This is a genomic window from Clostridium sp. Marseille-P7770, from assembly GCF_902143525.1.
Taxonomy (GTDB): Bacteria; Bacillota; Clostridia; order Lachnospirales; family Lachnospiraceae; genus Pilosibacter.
In genome coordinates this window covers 429,771-452,383 of the sequence record NZ_CABFVC010000004.1, presented here as the reverse complement: position 1 = coordinate 452,383, position 22,613 = coordinate 429,771, and the positions used below count along the sequence as shown (strand labels likewise).

Below are 22,613 nucleotides of genomic sequence, written 5' to 3'. Positions count from 1 at the left end.
ATGAAGAAAACAAAGATTATCTGTACTATGGGACCGAACAGTGATGACAGAGAGGTCATGAAGCAGCTCCTTTTAAACGGAATGGATGTTGCCCGTTTCAACTTCTCCCATGGCACTCATGATGAGCAGAGAGCACGCTACAAACAGCTCCGCGAGGTTGCGGAAGAGGTTGGAAAACCGGTAGCGGCTCTTCTTGATACAAAGGGCCCGGAGATCCGTACCGGCGTATTAAAAGACGGAAAGAAAGTAACCCTGACAGCAGGCGAGGAGATCATCCTTACAACAGAGGAGATCGTTGGAGATGCAAAGAGAGTCCACATCAACTACAGCGGTTTAAATGAGGATGTAAAAGAGGGAAATGTGATCCTGATCGATGACGGTCTGATTGAGCTCCATGTTGAGCGTGTAGAGGGAACCGAGATCTACTGTAAGATCATGAACGGCGGTGAGCTTGGAGAGAGAAAGGGCGTCAACGTCCCGAATGTAAAGATCAAGCTTCCGGCATTAACAGATAAAGATAAGGAAGATATCCGTTTCGGTATCGAGCTTGGGTTCGACTATATCGCGGCTTCTTTTATCCGTTCCGCAGATGCGATCCGTGAGATCCGCCAGATGTTGGATGAGGGCGGTTCCTCAATGGGAATCATCGCGAAGATCGAGAACGCTGAGGGACTTGAGAACCTTGACGAGATCATCGAGGCCAGCGACGGAATCATGGTAGCCCGTGGTGACCTGGGTGTTGAGATCGCACCGGAGAAGCTTCCGCATCTTCAGAAAATGATGATCAAAAAGTGCAGCGCCGCATGTAAGGTCGTTATCACAGCGACCCAGATGCTGGATTCTATGATCCGCAACCCGAGACCGACCCGCGCGGAGGTTTCCGATGTTGCGAACGCTGTATATGACGGAACAGATGTCGTTATGTTATCCGGTGAGACTGCAAACGGTAAGTACCCGGTCGAGGCATTAAAGATGATGGCTCATATCGTTGAGGAGACCGAGTCTCACATGAACGGTGACTTCTATGAGAAGAGAACCGTATCCGACGATAACCGCCACAATATTTCCAATGCAGTGAGCTACGCATCCGTTGCAACTGCACAGTCCCTTGATGCGGCTGTCATCATCGCGCCGAGTATCAGCGGCTACACGGCGAGAATGCTTTCCAAGTGGCATCCGTCAACAAAACTTGTGGGAATGTCCCCGAGTATCTCCGCAGTCCGCAAGATGATGCTCTACTGGGGTGTAACTCCGTTCCAGGCAAAGAGAGCGGAATCCACTGACACTTTAATTGAGAACAGTATTGACATTTTAAAAGAGAATGGTATTGTAAAAGCAGGCGATATCGCGGTCGTGACTGCGGGAGTTGTGGATTATGCGAGAAGACATGAGCCAGCGGCTTCCACCAATATCATGCGTGTAGTAAATATCGACTAAAAGAAAGAGTCCGGCCTGCCGGGCTTTGCACCGGGCGCAGCTGTCTGTAGTGCATTGTATCTTTGTGTGGTGTATACAGCACAGGATCGAGCGCCTCAGGGTGCGGAATATATTGACTGATAAGGAGAGAACGTACATGGAGAAGAAACCGTTTGTAACGAAGGAACAGCTGGAAGAGATCGCAAAGACCTATCCGACTCCTTTCTATCTTTATGATGAAAAGGGAATCCGTGAGAATGCGATGAAATTAAAGGAAGCATTTTCCTGGAATAAAGGCTTCAGAGAGTATTTTGCAGTAAAGGCAACCCCGAACCCGTTCATCTTAAAAACATTGCAGGAGCTTGGATGCGGAACTGACTGTTCCTCAAAGACAGAGCTTCTGATGTCTGATGCATGCGGTTTTTCCGGCCATGACATCATGTTCTCTTCCAACGATACCCCGCCGGAAGAGTTCAAACTGGCTTACGACCTCGGTGCGATCATCAACCTGGATGATTTCACACATATCGAGTGTCTGGAGAAGACGATCGGAACGATCCCGGAGACGATCTGCTGCCGTTTCAATCCGGGCGGATTATTCAAGGTAACAACTGATATCATGGATAACCCGGGTGATGCGAAGTACGGCATGACAGAGGCCCAGATCACAGAGGCTTACAAGATCTTAAAGGCAAAGGGCGCGAAAAACTTCGGTATCCATGCGTTCCTTGCAAGCAACACTGTGACAAATGAGTATTATCCGCTTCTCGCGAAGGTTCTTTTTAAGCTTGCCGTGAAGTTAAAGAAAGAGACCGGCGCTGACATCAAGTTCATCAACCTCTCCGGCGGAATCGGAATCCCGTACAGACCGGACCAGGAGCCGAACGATATCAAGGTTATCGGTGAGGGCGTAAGAAAAGTTTACGAGGAAGTTCTCGTTCCGGCAGGAATGGGCGATGTTGCGCTCTTCACTGAGCTTGGACGTTTCATGCTGGCTCCGTACGGTGCGCTTGTCACAAGAGCGATCCATGAGAAGCACACTTACAAAGAGTATATCGGTGTGGATGCCTGCGCGGTAAACCTGATGCGTCCGGCAATGTACGGCGCTTACCACCACATCACTGTGATGGGCAAGGAGAACGAGCCGTGTGATCACAAGTACGATGTGACAGGCTCCCTCTGCGAGAACAACGATAAATTCGCGATCGACCGCATGCTCCCGAAGATTGATATGGGTGACCTTTTATTCATCCACGATGCGGGTGCACATGGATTCGCGATGGGTTACAACTACAACGGAAAGTTAAAGAGCGCAGAGCTTCTCCTCAAGGAGGACGGCAGCGTTCAGATGATCCGCCGTGCAGAGACTCCGAAGGATTACTTTGCTACATTTGATTTCTGCGATATTCTTAAGAATGTCAGAAACGTGTAAGGGAAAAAAGAAAAGCCTGATCATATGAGATGGTGTGCGGCCGGATCCATGCCGGCGGGCAGGATCTGAAAAATGACAGGCGGTCAGTTAAAAGAAAAAAGAGGCGGTATGGTTCCTGGTGAACGGTACCGTCTCTTGTTGTTTACGCGAAATTGGGACCGGTTTCAGGTGACCGCATGGGCAATAGAGAATCATGCTTTGTCTTGTGGGTGTCAGGTCTGCCAGAACAAAAAGACATGAAAAAACCCTGTACATTTCGTACAGGGATTCATCATTTAGGATTTCAATTTCAAAAAGGTTTAGGATAAAGGATTTAAAATATCTCGTGCATTTCTTATGGTTAAAGTATAGCACACCGGGCCGGAAAATGATTGTATATTCTTTGAATGAATTATTAAGATTTCTTTAAGATTTGACCGTATTTCTGAAGAATGTGGAAAACGAAGAAAAGACAGGGAATGCTGTCAGAAGATATGCACAGGCAGGAAAGTTCCGGTGATGGATTCGGACTGATCGGAAAGCGGCAGGGCGCACAAAACAGGCAGATAGAATATTTTATAAGTAAGAGAGAATGCATGGAGGAATCCTGCATGTGAATCATATCAAAGATCAGATCCATTGTGAGCGTGCATATCGGATGGGACTTTCCGGGAAGGGGATCGGCGTGGCCGTCCTGGATACCGGGATCTTTCTTCACCGGGATTTTGAAAGCCGGGTGACCGGTTTCGCAGATATGGTGAACCGGCGGAATTTTGCGTATGATGACTGCGGGCATGGGACGCATATCTGCGGGATCATCGGCGGCAGTGGGCGAATGTCCGGCGGGCGGTACAGCGGGATCGCACCGGGGTGTAATCTTATCATGGTGAAAGTCCTGGACCGAAAAGGAAATGGCTATTCTTCGGATGTCCTGGCTGGGATCTCCTGGGTCCTGGAGAGAAAGGAACAGCTTGGCATCCGGATCTTAAATATATCGGTGGGCGCCTGCTCGAAACGCGGGATGAGTGAAAATTCTGCCCTCGTGAAAGGCGTGAACCGGGCATGGGATGCCGGGCTTGTGGTCGTTGTGGCGGCCGGAAACAACGGACCGCGGACCATGAGCATCACAACGCCGGGGATCAGCCGGAAGGTGATCACGGTCGGTTGTTCGGACGATGACCGGGAGGTACTGGTCGGCGGAAACCGGATGGTGGATTACTCCGGCCGCGGCCCCACGGCGGCCTGTATCTGCAAACCGGATCTCGTTGCACCGGGCTGCAGCGTTGTGAGCTGTTCCAGCAGAGCCGACAAGTATACGATCAAGAGCGGAACTTCCATGAGCACACCGATCGTCTCTGGAGCCGTCGCTCTTTTACTGGAACGGTTTCCGGACATGTCAAATAAGGATGTGAAACTGAGACTGCGGGAAAGTTCGGTGGATATCGGATTGCCGAGAAACCAGCAGGGATGGGGACTGTTGGATGTGGGGAAAATGATCGGAAAATAGATGTTGAAATGTTTTTATGAGTGTGTTATATTACCTGTAAAGAGGTGTCACCGATAGACGGTTGATCCTGAACTTTATGTTGAAAAAATAACCGTTCGATTTGTCAGGTCGGGGCGGTTATTTTTTTGCATTTACAGTATCTTTTCCAAGCGTATACCCCAGTCCGAAACAAGCAAGACCGAAGCTCACGACCGCAATGAAATCAATAATGCTCATGGCATCCCCTCCTTTCCATAAGATTCCTTTACAGGTTCTATGTAATTCGGGGACCAACCGCCTACCGTTATGGTGACACCATGAGAAAATTCTACCATAATCTACAGATTCTATCAATCGACTCCAGTATAAAAACATCTCATTTTTTAATTATATTGTGTTCCAGTTTAAATACACAATTTTACACAGATTTTACATAACCCCTGTCAAGCATTTTACATTTCCTTGATATTCTGATACATGGTAAGAAAGAAATGTAAAAAGTTAATGAATGATCAAAATTTTGAAGAGGGGAATTTTATGGACTTTTTTGGAGTATTGACGATGCTTGGCGGGCTCGCGCTGTTCCTTTACGGAATGGAGACCATGGGAAATGGTCTCGAAAAGCTTTCCGGCGGCAGACTGGAAAGAATTCTTGAAAAACTGACATCAAATCCGATCAAGGCGGTCCTTTTAGGTGCCGGAGTCACAGCGGTGATCCAGTCATCTTCCGCGACTACCGTCATGGTCGTAGGTTTTGTAAACTCGGGCATCATGAAGCTGACGCAGGCGGTCGGCATCATCATGGGCGCCAACATCGGAACGACTGTTACTTCCTGGCTCCTGAGCCTTACAGGAATTGAGAGCGGAAACTTTTTTGTACGTCTTTTAAAACCGACATCGTTCTCACCGGCCCTTGCACTCATCGGTGTCTGCCTTATCATGTTCTCCAAAAAGGAGAAGAAGAAAGATGCCGGAACGATCATGATCGGCTTCGCGATCCTGATGACCGGAATGGAGACCATGAGCGGTGCTGTAAAACCGCTTGCGAATGTACCGGAATTCACAGGGATCCTGACCATGTTCTCAAATCCGGTCCTTGGAATGATCGCCGGAGCTGTCCTTACCGCGATCATCCAGAGCTCTTCCGCATCGGTCGGAATTCTTCAGGCGTTATGTGCAACGGGAGCAGTCAACTTCGGCACGGCTCTTCCGATCATCATGGGACAGAATATCGGAACATGTGTGACTGCAATGCTTTCCGGTATCGGCGCCTCCAAAAATGCGAGACGTGCAGCGCTTGTTCACCTGTACTTTAATATTATCGGTACCGTGATCTTTATGATCGTCTTTTACACGATCAATGCGGTCGTTCATTTTTCGTTCCTCGATACAGCGGCAAATGCGATGGGGATCGCAGTGATCCACAGCAGCTTCAACATTGCGGCGACAATCCTGCTCCTTCCGTTTGGCAACGGACTTGTAAAACTGGCATGTCTCACGATCCCGGATGAGCAGAAGAAGGAAGTTCCTGTCGCAGAGCAGGAAAAGAGTGCGTTCCGTCTTCTCGACCCGCGTTTCCTCGACACTCCTGGTTTCGCAGTAGAGCAGTGCCGTCAGACAACGATCCAGATGGCAAAGCTGGCGAAGGAATGCTTCTTTACATCAGTAGAACTTTTAAAGGAATTTTCAGAAGAAAAGGCAGAGCGCGTGGAGGCGCTGGAGAACCTTGTAGACCGTTATGAGGATGAACTCGGAACCTATATGGTAAAGCTCGGCGGAAAAAATCTGTCCAGAAACGACAGCCATACGGTATCCCTGCTCCTTCACTGCATCGGTGATTTTGAGCGTATTTCCGATCATGGCATGAATTTAAAGGATTCCGCGAAGGAGATGCAAGAGAAAGAGATGCATTTTTCAAGCAAGGCAGACAAAGAGCTGGAAATCTTTTTAGATGCCGTCAAGGAGATCCTGGACATGTCCATTGATGCGTTCGAGACGAATAATACGGATGAGGCGTCAAAGGTGGAGCCGTTAGAGGAAGTCATCGACGATATCAATACCGTGGTGAAGGCAAATCATATCAAGAGACTCCAGAAGGGAAAATGTACGATCGAGCAGGGCTTTGTCCTCTCCGATATTTCTATGAATCTGGAGCGTGTTTCTGATCACTGTTCCAATATCGCGATCAGCGTGATCGAGATCGAGCGCGATGGTTTTGATGCCCACGGATATCTGGAAAATTTAAAGAGAGACGGAGATCCGCAGTTTGCGGCGATGGTGGAACAGTATCGTGATAAATACGCGCTTCCAGTCTAGGAAAATGTGTAGTAAGATAGTAGGAGAAAAGGGCGGTATGCCGTGGGAACGCATAGCTGCCCGGCACTATGGATCGTGAAATAAAAATCATGATCTGAATCAGGCCGATGACGGAAAATGACAGAAATTAAGACAGGAGGAGAAGAACATGGCTCTGATCTATGCAGTGGAAGATGATAAAAATATCCTGGAAATTGAGATGTTCGCACTGAAAAACAGCGGATATCAGGTAGAGGGCTTTGAGTGCGCTCATGATTTTTATAAAAAGCTGGAAGAGAAGCAGCCGGATCTTGTCCTCCTGGACATCATGCTGCCGGATGAGGACGGACTGGAGATCGTAGCGAAGCTCCGCCGCCGCCCGGAGACGAAGAAACTTCCGGTGATCATGGTGACGGCAAAGAGCACCGAGATCGACAAGGTGAAGGGACTCGATGTCGGCGCGGATGATTATCTGACAAAGCCGTTCGGTGTGATGGAGCTTATCGCGAGAGTGAAGGCGGTGCTCAGAAGAACGATGGAGGAGGACAAGTTCCTGACCCTGGGGGATATCTTCCTGGATGATGAGAAGCACATGGTGTATGTGAAGGATGTCCCATGCAGCCTGACCTTCAAGGAATATGAGCTTTTAAAGCTGCTGCTCCACAATGCCGGGATCGTTGTGACGCGTGAGATTATCCTGGAGCGTGTCTGGGGCATCGATTTTGAAGGAGAGTCGAGAACTCTGGATATGCATATCCGGACGCTCAGACAGAAACTCGGCGAGGCGGGTTCCATGATTCGTACAGTGAGAAATGTGGGGTACATGATCGAATGAAAAGAAAAATCCATATAGAACTTCTTGCCACGGCAGTGTTTTCAATCTTGTTGACACTGCTGTGTGTTTTATTCGTTTTTTACGGGGTCTATCAGAAACAGGTGATCGGGGATCTGAGGGCGGATGCGCTTGTCATGAAAAATATGCATATCTTTGACAGTATCTCGGATCTGCACCCGGATGCCTATGATTTGAATCCCGATACGCTGCGCATCACGGTGATCAACGCCAGCGGAAATGTGATCTTTGACAGCAATGCAGACTTTACCGCGATGGAGAACCATGAGGACCGTCCGGAGATCCATATGGCGCTGGAAAACGGGGAAGGAAGCGATACCCGCCGCTCGACCACACTGGATAAAAACATGTTCTATTACGCGATCCGTTTGGACAATGGCCGGATCCTGCGGATCGCAAGGGAAGGCGACAATATTTTTGCTCTGACCCAGAACATGATGCTGACAGTTGTCGGCGTGTTTGTGCTCCTGTTCTTCTTCTGTATCCTGATGTCCAATTACTTTACGAAGAATCTGGTGGCACCGATCGAGAAGATGGCGGAAAATCTCTCGGAACCCGGGACGCAGGCTGCCTACAAGGAGCTGGTCCCGTTTATGAACAAGATCCGGCAGCAGCATGAGGACATCTTAAAAAGTTCCCAGGTGCGCCAGGAATTCACGGCAAATGTTTCTCACGAGTTAAAGACGCCGCTCACGGCAATCTCCGGATACGCGGAGCTCATCGAACATGGGATGGCCGGGGACAACGCAGAGCGGTTCGCCGCGGAGATCCACAAGAATGCATCGAGACTGCTCTCCCTGATCAACGATATCATCCAGCTTTCCCAGCTCGACGGAGGGAAAAAGGATGTGGAGTATAAAGATCTGGATCTGTTCCCGCTTGCAAAGGAATGCGTGGACATGCTCCAGATGAACGCGAAAAAGCAGAATGTGACGATCAGCGTCCGCGGCGGGGCTGCCCCTGTCTTTGCGGACCGGCAGCTTATGGAGGAGCTGATCTACAACCTGTGCGACAATGCGATCCGTTATAACAAGAAGGACGGATCGGTGACGGTGACGACGGGAACGGAGAACGGACATACCTTCCTCTCCGTGAAGGATACCGGGATCGGGATCTCGCCGGAGCATCAGGAGCGGATTTTTGAGCGTTTCTACCGTGTCGATAAGAGCCGCTCGAAGGCGACCGGCGGTACGGGACTTGGCCTTGCGATCGTCAAACATATCGTGGCACAGCACGGTGCGAAGCTTTCCCTGGAGAGCGAGGCAGGAAAAGGAACGGAGATCCGGGTGGATTTTTCGGAGACTTTGAAGCAGCAGGAGCTTGAGAAAGAAAGGCAGCAGGAAGAACAGAAGGAAAATACGGAAGAGTGAGAACTTGATCAGTTGCCGTGCGCGTGCAGTGAGTGTCCGCGTACGGCAACTTTTTATGATTTACGCGAACAACGAGCCAAAGTCCGCGCTTGCGCGAGAACCTGGCGACTGCCGCGATAACAAGGGGAAACTCGAGAAACGTGTTTTCACTTGTTCCCGGACGATGTCTGTGATCAGTGTGCAGGCCGGGTGAGAGTGATTGGAATCCCGTTCTCAGGCTGAAGGAAACGCAGCTGATCCGGGATCGTGCAGCTGAGAGATGTTGAATCCGGGCTGCACAGGAGATGAGGAGGCGAAGCGAAATCCACATTCGTCAGATTGCAGGAAATCACTTTTGATTTCTGCCATCATTGCATCACTTTTTACAAAAATTACAAAATTCATTAGTTTAGCTTAAAAATACGTTGATGTATAGAAGAAATTGTGATAGGATGTTATGCATAAGTGCAGTCCAGACGGACAAACGTCCGCATGGACACTCTGGAGAGTCTCCGAATGGAGCGCCGAAGGTGTAAGACCGGTTCATGTCCATGGTACCGGTTGATCTCTCAGGCAAAAGGACAGGGCATACAAATAACCACAATGGGGAAAATCCCCGTTGTATGCAAATGTTCTACTCTTTGGAGAGCTGATATCTTATCAGCTCTTATTTTTTGCGCGTGAGCCCGGGGAATTGATTGCAGGGGCCGCGGCTATGATCATGAAAGAGGAGGATAACAAAAATGGACACACTGATGCAGCTTGTAACAAAAGGAAATGATTTTCTGTGGAGCTTTCTCCTGATCATTCTCTTATGCGGAACAGGACTTTACTACACGATCCGCTTAAGATTCATCCAGGTCAGAAAGTTCGGGGAAGGCGTCCGCCAGGTATTCGGACATTTCAGCATGAACGGCGAAAAGCATGAGAAAGGCGAGATGACCCCGTTCCAGTCCATCGCCACGGCGATCGCTGCCCAGGTAGGAACCGGAAACCTCGCAGGAGCGGCGACAGCCCTCATCGGAGGCGGACCTGGTGCGATCTTCTGGATGTGGGTCAGCGCATTCCTCGGAATGGCGACGATCTATGCGGAGGCAGTTCTGGCACAGACATATAAGACAGAGGTAAACGGCGAGGTGACAGGAGGCCCTGTCTACTACATCAAGGCGGCGTTCAAGGGCACATTTGGAAAAGTGTTCTCCACTCTGTTCGCGGTATTTATTATTCTTGCTCTGGGCTTTATGGGAAATATGGTTCAGTCTAATTCCATCGGGGCAGCGTTTGTGGAAGCATTTCAGGTATTCCATGTGGAACTTTCACCGGTGATCGTCGGTGTTATTGTCGCAGTGATCGCAGCGGTGATCTTCCTTGGAGGAACAAAGAGTCTGGCAACGGTAGTTGAGAAGATCGTTCCGATCATGGCCGGTGTTTATATCGTCGGCAGCCTGGTTCTGATCTGCATGAACATCACGGCTCTCCCGGCAGCGTTCCTTTCCATTATTGAGGGTGCGTTTGCACCGGAAGCAGTTCTCGGCGCAGGCGCGGGAATCACAGTGCGCGAGGCGATCCGTTATGGTGTTGCCCGCGGTCTTTTCTCCAACGAGGCCGGTATGGGTTCCACACCGCACGCACATGCGAGAGCAAAAGCGGAATCCCCGCATCATCAGGGACTCTGCGCGATGGTCAGCGTCTTTATCGACACATTTATCGTCCTGAACCTGACTGTATTTTCCGTTCTCACGACAGGCGTTATGAGCAGCGGAAAGGACGGCACAGCGCTCACACAGGCGGCATTCATGAAAGGATTCGGCAGCGCCGGCATCATCTTCGTCGCGGTGTGCCTGTTCTTCTTCGCGTTCTCCACGATCTTAAGCTGGCATTTCTTCGGACTTGTCAACGTGAAGTACCTGTTCGGTGAGAAAGCGTCAAAGCTTTACTCCCTGATCGTTGTTGTCTGCATCGTGATCGGATCCAGCCTGAAACTGGAGCTTGTATGGTCTTTAGCAGACTTCTTCAACGGTCTCATGGTCATCCCGAACGTCCTTGCACTGCTGGCACTCAGCGGACTCGTGGTGAGATCATCGAAGGAGCGGTAGACGCAGAAGTCTTTTAAAATGAAATATTGACAGCCGGAAAGGCTGAGCGTAAGGCGGCAGACTGTGTATTGTGGGCATGGGCTGCCGTCTTTTTGATTTACGCGAACAAAGAGCCAAAGTCCGCGCTTGCGCGAGGCCTTGGAACTGTCGCGATAACAAGTGGTACATGTATAAAAATCCCCCCGGAATTTGTGAAGGATGCCGATTGACAGCCGGATGAAAATCCGATATAGTACCCATATCTGAAATCTTTCCGGAGTTTATCCGGATCACCGATCTGATATAGTGAGCACGAAAAAATATGTGCTGCAGATCGTCACACCGGCGGGTCGCCGAAAGAATCGTGGAAAGCCAAATGAATAAAACGAAAGGAGACGGGAGGGAAGTATACTGCTTCGCAATGCGAAGAAACAACAAGAAATGGTTGACTTTTTACAGGGATTATATTATGATTAACGAGTACAGAACACTTGTTCGCATCTGATGACTGATCGGGCGGCATCTGCGTTGATCCTGCAGATTTTACGGGAGACCGTCTGGATTCTGATCGATTTTGTTATCCGGAAAATAAAAAGTGCAGTTCCGGATTTTGGAGGAAAAATATGAATAAAGATGACAAATTAAAAGCCCTTGATGCGGCTCTCACACAGATCGAAAAAGCTTACGGAAAAGGTTCCGTTATGAAACTCGGAGATTCCGGTGCAAATATGAATATCGAGACGGTTCCGACCGGTTCTCTGAGCCTTGATATCGCTCTCGGCCTCGGCGGAGTCCCGAAGGGACGTGTTGTAGAGATCTACGGGCCGGAGTCCAGTGGTAAGACGACGGTCGCTCTCCATATGGTAGCGGAAGTACAGAAACGCGGCGGTATCGCTGGATTTATCGACGCGGAGCACGCACTTGATCCGGTATACGCGAAAAATATCGGCGTTGATATCGATAACCTCTATATCTCCCAGCCGGATAACGGCGAGCAGGCGCTGGAGATCACGGAAACAATGGTGCGCTCCGGTGCCGTCGATATCGTGATCGTGGACTCCGTAGCGGCGCTTGTTCCGAAAGCGGAGATCGACGGTGATATGGGTGACTCCCACGTCGGCTTACAGGCCCGTTTAATGTCCCAGGCGTTAAGAAAACTGACCGCGATCATCAGCAAGACAAACTGTATCGTGATCTTTATCAACCAGCTCCGTGAGAAGGTTGGCGTCATGTTCGGAAATCCGGAGACAACGACCGGCGGACGTGCGTTAAAGTTCTATTCCTCCGTCCGTCTCGATGTGAGAAGAACCGAGTCCTTAAAGCAGAGCGGAGAGGTGATCGGAAACCATGTCCGTGTAAAGGTCGTAAAGAACAAGATCGCGCCGCCATTTAAAGAAGCCGAGTTTGACATTATGTTCGGAAAAGGAATCTCCCGTGAGGGTGATGTCCTTGATCTCGCTGCCGATGCGAATATCGTTGAGAAGAGCGGTTCCTGGTATGCTTACAAGGGCGCGAAGATCGGTCAGGGACGTGAAAACGCAAAGAATTATCTGCTGCAGAATCCGCTGATCTGTGAGGAGATCGAAAACCAGGTGAGAGAGCTCCACGGACTGGAAGCACAGCACGTTGTCCCGGGTGAGATGGCTGCGGAGGCTGCTCCGGAGGAGACACTGGCTGCGGAGACAGAGGCAGACGAGTAAAAAGCAGGAACAGCGTTACCTTTCACGGAACGTCAGAAACAGCATTCCTGCAGACAGTACAGGGACTTCTCTGAATAACAGGGAGAAGAATAACTGATAACTGTAGATAGAAAGATACAGGAAACACACGGATGAAAGAGTGGATACAGGAAGAACACCGGGAACAGAAAATGTATGCCGGTGCAGATGGGGAGGCGATCCCGGAGGAGTTTCGGGAAGCCCGAAATAAGGGACTCTACTATCTCCAGTTTTCCGGAAAAACAGAAAATGAGATGCGTAAGAAGCTGGCGGAACAGGAGTTTTCGCCAGCCTCTGTTGAAGATGCGATCCTTTTTCTGAAACATTACCGGTATCTGGATGATGAGGATTATGCAAGGCGGTATGTAGAGAAAAACGGACATAAAAAGAGTATCCGCCAGATGAAATTTGATCTCCGCCAGAAAGGTGTCAGCGATGATCTGGTGGAAATGATATTCGAGGATATGGAAGTTGACGAGTCTGCCCAGATCCTCGAACTGCTGAGAAAGAAAAACTACGATCCGGAGGAACCGGACCCGGCAAAGCGTCAGAAGATCTACGCGTTCCTGGCGAGAAAGGGCTTTTCTTATGACGCGATCAACAGTGCGATGAAACAGTGGGAGTGAGAAGCTGTTTTTGATCGGTGAACAGGAACTGCAGTGCTGATTTTCAGAGGCTGAGAGAGTCCGCGGACTGCAGTTCGACAACCTTCGTGGGGATGCACAGAAGTCCCCGGAATGCGGGCATTATACTTGACATAATGCATAAAACAGTTTAGAATTGAAGTGTTGTAATTAGTACAATGAAAACTAAATAAAGGAGGTGCTCCTGTGTCACCAATAATCAGCATGTTGATAGCAGCAATTATTGTGGCTCCTATTACCTGGAAGATAGCTGTGGCTCACCATAAAAAAAGTTACGAGAGTAAGATCGGAAGCGCAGAGGAAAAATCCAGAGAAATAATAGATGAAGCATTGAAGGTCGCCGAGACGAAGAAGAAAGAAGCTCTCCTGGAAGCGAAGGAAGAGAATTTAAAAGCGAAAAACGAGCTTGAAAAGGAAACCAGAGAACGGAGAGCCGAGATCCAGCGTTATGAGCGCCGCGTACTGAGCAAAGAGGAAAACCTTGACAAAAAATCTGAGGCAATGGAGAGAAAAGAATCCAGTCTTGCCGCGAAGGAAGAAACTTTAAGAAAACGTTCTTCCGAGGTCGAGGAATTATTTGTTAAGGAGCAGGAAGAACTGGAGAAGATCTCCGGACTTACCAGCGAACAGGCGAAAGAATATCTTCTGAAATCTGTTGAGGAAGATGTAAAACACGACACTGCAAAGCTTATCAAGGAATTAGAAGCCAAGGCAAAAGAAGAAGCTGACAAGAAAGCAAAGGAATACGTGGTTACAGCGATCCAGAGATGTGCTGCTGACCATGTTGCAGAGACAACAGTTTCTGTTGTACAGCTCCCGAGCGACGAGATGAAAGGCCGCATCATTGGACGAGAGGGACGTAATATCCGTACTCTTGAGACAATGACAGGTGTGGAACTCATCATCGATGATACACCGGAAGCTGTCGTATTATCCGGTTTTGATCCGGTAAGACGTGAAGTCGCAAGAATTGCTCTTGAGAGACTGATCGTGGATGGACGTATCCATCCGGCGAGAATCGAAGAGATGGTGGAGAAAGCGCAGAAGGAAGTTGAAAACATGATGCGCGAGGAAGGTGAAGCTGCGATCCTTGAGGTCGGCATTCACAATATCCATCCGGAGCTCGTCAAGCTCCTCGGCAAGATGAAGTTCAGGACCAGCTATGGTCAGAACGCATTGAAGCATTCCATCGAGGTCGCACAGTTATCCGGTTTACTGGCAGCCGAGATCGGTGTGGACGTCAGAATGGCAAAGCGTGCCGGCTTATTACATGACATTGGAAAATCCGTTGACCATGAGATGGAAGGTTCCCATGTACAGCTCGGATCGGAACTGTGTAAGAAATACAAAGAATCCCCGATCGTTATCAATGCTGTGGAATCTCACCATGGCGATGTTGAGCCGACGAACCTTATTTCCTGCATCGTTCAGGCAGCAGATACGATCTCCGCTGCAAGACCGGGCGCAAGAAGAGAGACGTTGGAGACATACACGAACCGCTTAAAGCAGCTTGAGGATATTACAAACTCCTTCAAGGGAGTTGATAAGTCCTTTGCGATCCAGGCGGGACGCGAAGTGCGCATTATGGTAGTGCCGGAGCAGATCAGCGATGACGATATGGTTCTTCTCGCAAGAGACATATCCAAGAAGATCGAAGAAAGCCTGGAATATCCGGGACAGATCAAAGTCAACGTGATCCGCGAGTCCAGAGTTACCGATTACGCGAAATAAAATTGAAAGCCGTTGCTGTGCAGAGAGGATCTGTATGGCTGCGGCTTTTTTATTTACGCGAACAACGAGCCAAAGTCCGCGCTTGCGCGAGACCTTGGTGACTGTCGCGATAACAAACAGGCACTGCGTGCCTAAGATGCGCACTCGCGCGAAGATGAGGATTGTCGCAAGCGACCGCGCTCGGCGCGAGAATGTGTCGAGATACATTTTTAGGAGGAAATTTCATATGGCAAAAATTGGTTTTATCGGCATGGGAAATATGGGAACCGCGATCATGCGGGGACTTTTAAAGACATATCAGCCGGAGGAGCTGCTTTTTACGAGTGCTCATGAAGCGAAGATGCAGAAGATCACAGAGGAGACGGGCGTTGCCCACGTTTCCACAGCAACCGAGTGCGCAGAGCAGGTAAAATATCTGGTCCTCGCGGTAAAACCTCAGGTTCTTCCGACTGTGTTTAAAGAATTAAACGGAAAGATCCGTAAAAATCAGGTTGTGATCTCCATCGCGGCCGGATATGCGATCGCGGATCTTCAGGCAGGACTCGGAGACGAGGCGAGAATTGTCCGCTCGATGCCGAACACCCCGGCGATGGTCGGCGAGGGAATGTCCGGTGTGAGCTATGATGAGAACCTGTTTACGGACGAGGAAAAACAGGTGATCGACGGTTTCTTCACTTCTTTCGGAAAGATGGAGAAGGTGGACGAGAAGCTGATGGATGTTGTGGGAAGCGCCAGCGGCTGTTCACCGGCATATGTATACATGTTCATCGAGGCGCTGGCTGACGGCTGCGTGAAGAACGGACTTCCTCGCCAGGCCGCCTACAAGATGGTTGCCCAGGCGGTGCTCGGCAGCGCGAAGATGGTCCTTGAGACAGGAAAACATCCGGGCGAATTAAAGGATATGGTATGCTCTCCGGGCGGAACAACGATCGAAGGACTTGCCGCCCTGGAAGAGAATGGATTCCGCGGTGCGATCATCAAGGCCTGCGATGCGAACTTTGAGAAGAATAAGAAATTAAAGGGCTGATTGCTGTAAAAAGAATTCTCCTATTATTCACAGATAATGAGATAAATTGCGAACAAGAAGCAAATCGCAGACAGTTCTATGCAGACATGTCGGATTTTGTGAAATGATTGACTGTGGATCAGAACAAAGCATAAAGTGAGAGGAAATGAAAGAAACATGGAAAAGACAATTCGTTTAAAACGTGAACTTGCCTATACAGGAATGATCTTAAAGATCTACCGGGACACCGTCGTTGCGAACGGGATCGAGGAAGTCTATGACTATATCCATCATGACGGCGCTGCCGCTGTTCTTCCGGTGACAAAGGACGGAAAGATCCTGATGGTGCGCCAGTACCGGAACGCCCTGGACCGCTTTACTCTGGAAATCCCGGCGGGAAAGCTGGATGCGCCGGATGAGCCGAAGATCGAGTGTGCAGCGAGAGAACTTGAGGAGGAGACGGGATTCCGCAGTGAAAATCTGGAATTCCTGATGACGGTCAATACAACGGTGGCATTCTGTGACGAGCGTATCGGCGTCTATATCGCGAAAGATCTGATCCCGTCGAAACAGCATCTCGACGCAGACGAGAGCATCGACGTGGAGGAGTGGGAAGTGAAGGACCTTCTGGATCTGATCTACAGCGGGAAGATGACGGACGCAAAGACGATCGCGGCGATCCTTGCGTATGCCCAGAAGGAAGGAATCCGGTAAGAGCAGGTACTGGAAGACTAAAAAATCAGAAACAATTGTGGATAAAGCATGGGACTGTGCGCATACACTGTGAAAAAGGAACAGGGGCGGCAGCGCTATGACTGGGATCCGCAGACACCGGAGACTATTGGACAGTCAGTTGTTCTGGCTGTCCTTTTTTTTATTTGTTGGGACTGCAGCGGGAACGATTTTTTGCAATCACATGAGCTCAGAGATGAAGAATACGCTGGAACAATGGTTTGCGGGGATCTTTGCACCTGCGGAGCTGTCGTCGGTGGATTATTACAGCCTGTTCGCAGGTGTCCTGAAGAAGCGCTTTGTGTGGATCCTGGTGGGGATCCTGATCTGCCAGACGTCGCTGTCCGGGATCATCTGCTATGCGTCGGCAGTCTGCGTATCGTTTCAGGCGTCAGTGATCGTCTGTGCCCTGACGATGCACAGCGGATTCAGCGGGATCCTGCTCTTTTTTGGGCTGGTCTTTCCACAGGGGATCTTTTATGCGCTGGCGGCGTATCTCTTGTGGATCGTGGTCCGGGAACCGGTGCGGGGGAATGAGCAATCCCGGATCTTGAGTATGATCTTATTGACAGCACTCGGAATCGCAGCAGAGACTTTGATCAATCCGGAAGTTTCAGCAGGAGTTTTTCGGTTCTTTTTGTAGACACAAGTGAGGATGAAGGCACGGAACTGCTGCAAAAAGGTACTGAAAAAGGTTTCCGGGCTGCGTGAGTTCCCTGCAAAGGGATTCAAGTGGGAAAAATCCGTTTGATTTTGCCATAAAATGGGGATATAATGTAGAAAAATATTGGTTTTGCCGGAAAAAATAAGGGAACAGTGGATTACAGTAGCTGCAAATGAACGGGGAAAAGGTATGAGAGAGGAAATTCAGACCTTCATCCATTATATGGAGGAGGAAAAGCGAGCGTCAAAAAATACAACGCTTTCTTATCAGAGGGATCTTCTGAAGATGGCGGATTATCTGGAAGAGAACGGGATCACGGAGTGCGGAAAGGTAACAAAGACCGCGCTGAATTCTTATCTCCTTTTTCAGGGAAAAGAGGGAAAGGCGGCATCGACGGTCTCAAGGTCCCTGGCGTCCGCAAAGTCATTTTTTGGCTGGATGCATAGGAGAGGAATGATCCGGAGGGACCCTGCGGAATCGATCCATGCACCGAAGATCGAAAAGAAGGTGCCAGTGATCCTCACAGTAGATGAGGTGACGAGACTTCTGGACCAGCCGTCCTGTGCGAATCCGAAAGAGATCCGTGATAAGGCGATGCTGGAGCTTTTATATGCGACCGGGATCCGTGTGACGGAGCTTGTAAGCATGAAGCTTTCAGACGTGAATATGGCGGTCGGCTTTATCACCTGCCGGGATGAGCATAAAGAGCGGATGATCCCGTTCGGCCATGCGGCGAAAAATGCGCTGGTGAAGTATCTGGAGGCCTCGCGGGAGACGTTCTTAAAGGGAATGAGTTCGGAACTTCTCTTTACAAACTGCAGCGGAGGAGTCATGAGCCGTCAGGGCTTCTGGAAGCTGATCAAATATTATGGGGAGCGGGCCGGGATCGAGGAGGACATCACACCGCACACCCTGCGCCACTCTTTTGCGGTCCATCTTTTGAGCAACGGCGCTGACATGCGCGCTGTTCAGACCATGATGGGGCATTCCGACCTGGCATCCACGCAGATGTATACGGCATATGCGACGGAAAATACAGTCCGGGAGGCGTACCAGGGGGCACATCCGAGAAAGTGAAAAAACATTTTGCGAATATACACATTCTTCGCAGACAATATACCGATATCGATCGAAACAAACGACAGAGAACGGAGACTTTGAGAAAATTTGTCGGCCTGCGCTGACTGGAACACAGAGGCTGAACTCGAATTGAACTAAGAAAAAGAGCACCTATCGTGTTACTGTACACGGTAGGAATTTTCTGAACTGAAAATTCCGTACAATACAGTTGTGGCAGCAGATTTTGCCGATTCGGAATGCGAAGCATCGGCAAAATCCTGTTACAGTGCGCGGGCATGGAGTGCCCGTGTACTGTAACCCTATCATCACAATGTCAGAAAGAAAAATCCCTGAAACATTGATCTGATCTGCCCCTTGTCAAGTAGACAAGCAAAATATTTAAAATTAATTTCTAAATGTATCTGCCATATCTGATCTGATGTGGCGGATATTTATGTTTATGAAACATTTATTCCATCGTCAATTTTACANAGATTGCAAATGATCTGCCCCTTGTCAAGTAGACAAGCAAAATATTTAAAATTAATTTCTAAATGTATCTGCCATATCTGATCTGATGTGGCGGATATTTATGTTTATGAAACATTTATTCCATCGTCAATTTTACAATGCAACTCTGGGGGTATGTTTAAAGTTACGCACACCATTTGGATTTGTATGCTGCAATCCGTTTGTTTTCAGCAATGGGATATTGCACTGGTTCCTTTGCCGATAATGCATCCCGCCTTACTTCTGACGGAGTTTTACAGTAAAACCGATCCTGAGGTCTTTCCTCGGCGTAAAACTTCATGTATCCGTCAATTGCTGATCGAAGGGACTGCTCATCTGTTATCTGGTACATACAATACATTTCCGATTTTATGATTCCCCACAACCCTTCTGTAGGACCGTTATCTATGCAACGCCCCACTCTGGACATGGATTGTTCCATGCCCTGATTCTGGAGCTTTGCTTGGAAAACCTTGCTGGTGTATTGATATCCTCTGTCACTATGAAAAATCGGTTTTGCATTCGGATTTTCAATAAGTGCCTTGTCATAAGTATCAAATACGAGCTTGTTGTCATTTCTTTTACTTACAACGTATGCAACAGGAAAACGGTCATATAAATCAAAGATGGCGCTAAGATATAGCTTCTTTCCTGTTTCAGGAATCTTGAATTCCGTGACATCAGTAGCCCATTTTTCGTTAGGTTTTGTGGCATTGAAATCCCTTTTCAGCTTATTTTCCGCTGTCGTCTCCGGCTTGAACGGATGGTATTTCTTCTTTTTTCTACGAATAACAGAGTGGATTCCCAGCTTCTTCATGATTCTGTGGACTCTGTTCTTGCTGTAACTGGTGTGATTGAAATGGTTGATCCAGCTTGTCATCCGTCTGTATCCCAGGATATGCCCGAACTGCTCATCATACTCCTTTATCAGTTCTGCCAGTTTTCTATTTTTGGATTCCTGCTCCGTAATCGGTCGGTGCAACCATTTGTAGTAAGCCGCGTGCGATATCCCCAGCTGTTTGCACATCCAGTTGATGCTCCATTGTTTTCCTTCATGAAAATATTTTATTGCCAGATATTTTGATTCAAACCGTAGTTTTCCAAACCTCACATCCCTTCGAATTCTTTCACTTTTTTTAACAGTTCCACTACCATGTCTTTTTCATCAAGCTGGCGTTTTAGTCGCATATTCTCCCGGCGTAACCGTTCTAGCTCATCGACTTCATCATCCGTTTTGTGACGTCCGCGTTTATCGGACAGACCCTCTTCCCCACTAGCATCATATTTTTTTACCCATGAATACACCTGCCCATAAGAAACATCATACAGAGAAGCTGTTCCTTTATAATCTCGGTTGTGGGTAATACAGTATTCGACGATTTCTTTACGTTCAGCTATCGTTGTCTTTCTTCGTGCTTCTGCCATATAGACCTCCCTCTTGGGATCATAATCCCTAAGTTCTCTATTGGCATTATACAACGAAATCCAGTTTTGCAGTGTAACATGTGCAGGGATGCCATATCTGGCGCATAAATCGGTAACCGAACCTTCCCCGGCAATATATCTTTGAATCATTTCAAGCTTAAATTCCCTGGAATAGGAGTGATTGGCTGTAACAGGGCAAAGAGCTTCCATACCTCCATTCTGATATGCCAATATCCAGTCCCTTATGGTTCGTGTACTTTTTATACATAAATCTGCCATGATTTCAGAGACAGAACGTGTTCCATTCAGGTAATCCTCAACAGCAGCAACTTTTTCTTCAACTGTACACCTGGGCTTCCTACCCATAAAAATACCTCCAAAGTAGATTTTGGTTATTTAACCTGTCTACTTTGGAGGTATCATATCAATCGTAAGGTGCTCTTTTTATCATTTATTTCTGATCCATTCTCGCCAAGATACTTCTCGCAACGGAAAGTCCGTTCGCGGATGCCTGCTGAAGTCCGCGGGTCACGGATGCGCCGTCGCCGATGGCGCGGAGACCGTGGATGTTTGTCTCAAAGTCCTTATCGACAACGACCTTGTTGGAATAGAATTTAACTTCCACGCCGTAAAGCAGTGTCTCGTCACTGGCGATACCCGGAGTTACCTTGTCCAGAGCTTTTAACATCTCCTTGATGTCGACCATGATGCGGTGCGGGAGAACCAAGGACAGATCGCCCGGAACAGCATCCTTTAAGGTCGGGATGATATTGTTTCTGCAGAGGCGCTCCTCTGTGGTGCGGCGGCCTCTCTGGAAGTCTCCGAAGGTCTGGACGAGGATCTTTCCGTCGCAGAGCATGTTGGAGAGCTGGGCGATGTGTTTACCATACTCGATCGGGGTCTTGAACGGTTTTGTGAAGTTCTTGGATACCAGGATCGCGAAGTTGGTGTTGTTTGTCTTGTATTCTTTTGATTTATAAGCATGACCGTTTACGACAGCCAGACCGTTTTCGTAATACTCGGTCGCAACCTCACCGGACGGGTTCGTACAGAAGGTGCGGACTTTATCGTCGAAGGTCGGTGTGTAGTATACGAGTTTTGCCTCGTAGAGGTTCTTGTTGAGGAATTCCATGACCTCGTCGCGGACCTCGACACGGACACCGATATCAACGGTGCCGACCTCGGTATCGATCCCGTGGTCGGCACAGATGTGGGAGAACCAGTCGGAACCTTCGCGGCCGATGGCGGAGACGATCTCGTCTGCGTAGTATGCCTCGTCTTTATCGGTAATGACACCTTTTGCAGCTCCGTCTTCGATGATGATATCTTTTACCATCGTGTTGAATTCCATGTGGATGCCGTTTGCGAGGAGGTGATCCTGCAGGCGGGTATAAATCTTGTAGCCTTCCTCGGTTCCGAGGTGACGGATCGGGCATTCGATCAGTTTTAAGTTTGCATTGATGGCCTTTTTACGGATCTTGCGGATCTCCTGCTGTTTGTCAACACCGTATACGTTCTGATCAGCACCGAACTGCAGGTAGATATCGTCGGACTCCTTGATGAGTTCCGTTGCTTTATCATATCCTAAGATTTCCGGAAGGTTTCCGCCGACATCCGGGGAGAGGGAGAGCTTTCCGTCGGAGAAAGCTCCGGCTCCTGCGAAGCCTGTGGTGATGGAACATGGTTTACAGCCAACGCATACTTTTGTTTTTCTCTTTGGACATACGCGTTTTTCGATCGGTCTTCCTTTTTCGATCATTAAGATGTTTAATTCTGGTTTTTCTTTGATCAGTTCATAGGCGCAGAAGATACCGGACGGGCCGGCGCCGATGATGATCACGTCAAAGTGTTCTCCGGATTTCATAGATTGAGGACTCCTTTCGGGTTAGGGATTACGATCAGTACAGAAAGGAAAGGTTTCTGTACGCATCATTTCTATTTTATCATGGCTGGTTGGGGGACGCAAGGGAGTTTATATATCAGATTGTAATGGATTTGATAGTATGTTGGCAAGGGGAGATGCCGGTGAGCGTCCGGCACTCCAGCCCAGATTGCTCACCGGCTGTGAACAGGGTTCATTGTGGCGTGAAAAGCGGTGTGAACAGCGGTTCCGTGGTGTGTGGACCGGAAAATATGGATTTCAAACCATGGAATTCACAGTTGTGATAAATGCACAAAAATAAATATCATTTTCGTCGGCTTTTCCCAAATTTATAAAAGAAGCTTGACTTTGGGAAAA

At 48.8% G+C, this 22,613-nt stretch carries 17 protein-coding genes and 1 riboswitch; of the genes, 14 read left to right on the top strand and 3 right to left on the bottom strand.

Annotated elements, in window-relative coordinates; translation table 11 throughout:
- The 14 genes from pyk to FN001_RS12035 all read left to right on the top strand — a co-directional run bounded on the left by pyk (position 1) and on the right by FN001_RS12035 (position 18,457).
- Positions 1 to 1,437 carry a pyruvate kinase gene (pyk, locus tag FN001_RS12100; protein WP_142411995.1) on the top strand — a complete coding sequence of 479 codons (1,437 nt, stop codon included), beginning with the start codon at positions 1 to 3 and terminating at the stop codon, positions 1,435 to 1,437.
- 136 nt (positions 1,438 to 1,573) lie between these two features.
- Positions 1,574 to 2,848: a diaminopimelate decarboxylase gene (locus FN001_RS12095; protein ID WP_142411994.1), complete on the top strand. Its 1,275-nt coding sequence runs from the start codon at positions 1,574 to 1,576 to the stop codon at positions 2,846 to 2,848.
- A gap of 592 nt (positions 2,849 to 3,440) precedes the next feature.
- Positions 3,441 to 4,334 carry a S8 family peptidase gene (locus FN001_RS12090; protein ID WP_142411993.1) on the top strand — a complete coding sequence of 298 codons (894 nt, stop codon included), beginning with the start codon at positions 3,441 to 3,443 and terminating at the stop codon, positions 4,332 to 4,334.
- A 516-nt stretch (positions 4,335 to 4,850) separates the two neighbouring features.
- The gene (locus FN001_RS12085) at positions 4,851 to 6,629 is read left to right on the top strand and encodes a Na/Pi cotransporter family protein (protein WP_142411992.1); all 1,779 of its coding nucleotides are present in this window, start codon (positions 4,851 to 4,853) and stop codon (positions 6,627 to 6,629) included.
- Positions 6,630 to 6,777: 148 nt separating this feature from the next.
- Positions 6,778 to 7,443, top strand: a complete 666-nt coding sequence (locus tag FN001_RS12080; protein ID WP_118298298.1) for a response regulator transcription factor — start codon at positions 6,778 to 6,780, stop codon at positions 7,441 to 7,443.
- Entirely contained in the window at positions 7,440 to 8,831 is a 1,392-nt protein-coding gene (locus FN001_RS12075; RefSeq protein WP_142411991.1) for an ATP-binding protein, read from the top strand. The genes FN001_RS12080 and FN001_RS12075 overlap by 4 nt, the downstream gene beginning before the upstream one ends.
- A gap of 470 nt (positions 8,832 to 9,301) precedes the next feature.
- Positions 9,302 to 9,405, top strand: a riboswitch (glycine riboswitch).
- Positions 9,406 to 9,553: 148 nt separating this feature from the next.
- Positions 9,554 to 10,906 (top strand): alanine/glycine:cation symporter family protein, encoded by a 1,353-nt coding sequence (locus FN001_RS12070; RefSeq protein WP_142411990.1) that lies wholly within the window; start codon positions 9,554 to 9,556, stop codon positions 10,904 to 10,906.
- A 602-nt stretch (positions 10,907 to 11,508) separates the two neighbouring features.
- Positions 11,509 to 12,585, top strand: a complete 1,077-nt coding sequence (gene recA / locus FN001_RS12065; RefSeq protein ID WP_118299050.1) for a recombinase RecA — start codon at positions 11,509 to 11,511, stop codon at positions 12,583 to 12,585.
- A 131-nt stretch (positions 12,586 to 12,716) separates the two neighbouring features.
- A complete protein-coding gene (locus FN001_RS12060) occupies positions 12,717 to 13,229 on the top strand; it encodes a regulatory protein RecX (protein ID WP_142411989.1) in 513 nt (170 codons plus the stop codon).
- A 222-nt stretch (positions 13,230 to 13,451) separates the two neighbouring features.
- Positions 13,452 to 14,978: a ribonuclease Y gene (gene rny / locus FN001_RS12055; RefSeq protein ID WP_142412094.1), complete on the top strand. Its 1,527-nt coding sequence runs from the start codon at positions 13,452 to 13,454 to the stop codon at positions 14,976 to 14,978.
- Positions 14,979 to 15,204: 226 nt separating this feature from the next.
- Positions 15,205 to 16,005, top strand: coding sequence for a pyrroline-5-carboxylate reductase (proC, locus tag FN001_RS12050; protein WP_142411988.1), 801 nt, complete (start codon positions 15,205 to 15,207; stop codon positions 16,003 to 16,005).
- A 156-nt stretch (positions 16,006 to 16,161) separates the two neighbouring features.
- Positions 16,162 to 16,698: an NUDIX hydrolase gene (locus FN001_RS12045; protein ID WP_118321973.1), complete on the top strand. Its 537-nt coding sequence runs from the start codon at positions 16,162 to 16,164 to the stop codon at positions 16,696 to 16,698.
- A gap of 214 nt (positions 16,699 to 16,912) precedes the next feature.
- A complete protein-coding gene (locus tag FN001_RS12040) occupies positions 16,913 to 17,359 on the top strand; it encodes a hypothetical protein (RefSeq protein ID WP_142411987.1) in 447 nt (148 codons plus the stop codon).
- A 210-nt stretch (positions 17,360 to 17,569) separates the two neighbouring features.
- A complete protein-coding gene (locus tag FN001_RS12035; protein WP_142411986.1) occupies positions 17,570 to 18,457 on the top strand; it encodes a site-specific tyrosine recombinase in 888 nt (295 codons plus the stop codon).
- 637 nt (positions 18,458 to 19,094) lie between these two features.
- On the opposite strand, the gene FN001_RS12030 is transcribed toward FN001_RS12035, so the two are convergent.
- The 3 genes from FN001_RS12030 to FN001_RS12020 all read right to left on the bottom strand — a co-directional run bounded on the left by FN001_RS12030 (position 19,095) and on the right by FN001_RS12020 (position 22,238).
- Positions 19,095 to 20,060 (bottom strand): IS3 family transposase, encoded by a 966-nt coding sequence (locus FN001_RS12030; protein WP_185911801.1) that lies wholly within the window; start codon positions 20,058 to 20,060, stop codon positions 19,095 to 19,097.
- Complete coding sequence (locus FN001_RS12025) at positions 20,057 to 20,740, bottom strand: helix-turn-helix domain-containing protein (RefSeq protein WP_142411985.1); 684 nt, start codon at positions 20,738 to 20,740, stop codon at positions 20,057 to 20,059. Before FN001_RS12025 ends, FN001_RS12030 begins: the two co-directional genes overlap by 4 nt.
- An 85-nt stretch (positions 20,741 to 20,825) precedes the next feature.
- Positions 20,826 to 22,238, bottom strand: coding sequence for an NAD(P)/FAD-dependent oxidoreductase (locus FN001_RS12020; protein ID WP_142411984.1), 1,413 nt, complete (start codon positions 22,236 to 22,238; stop codon positions 20,826 to 20,828).
- Between the last annotated feature and the right edge of the window lie 375 nt (positions 22,239 to 22,613).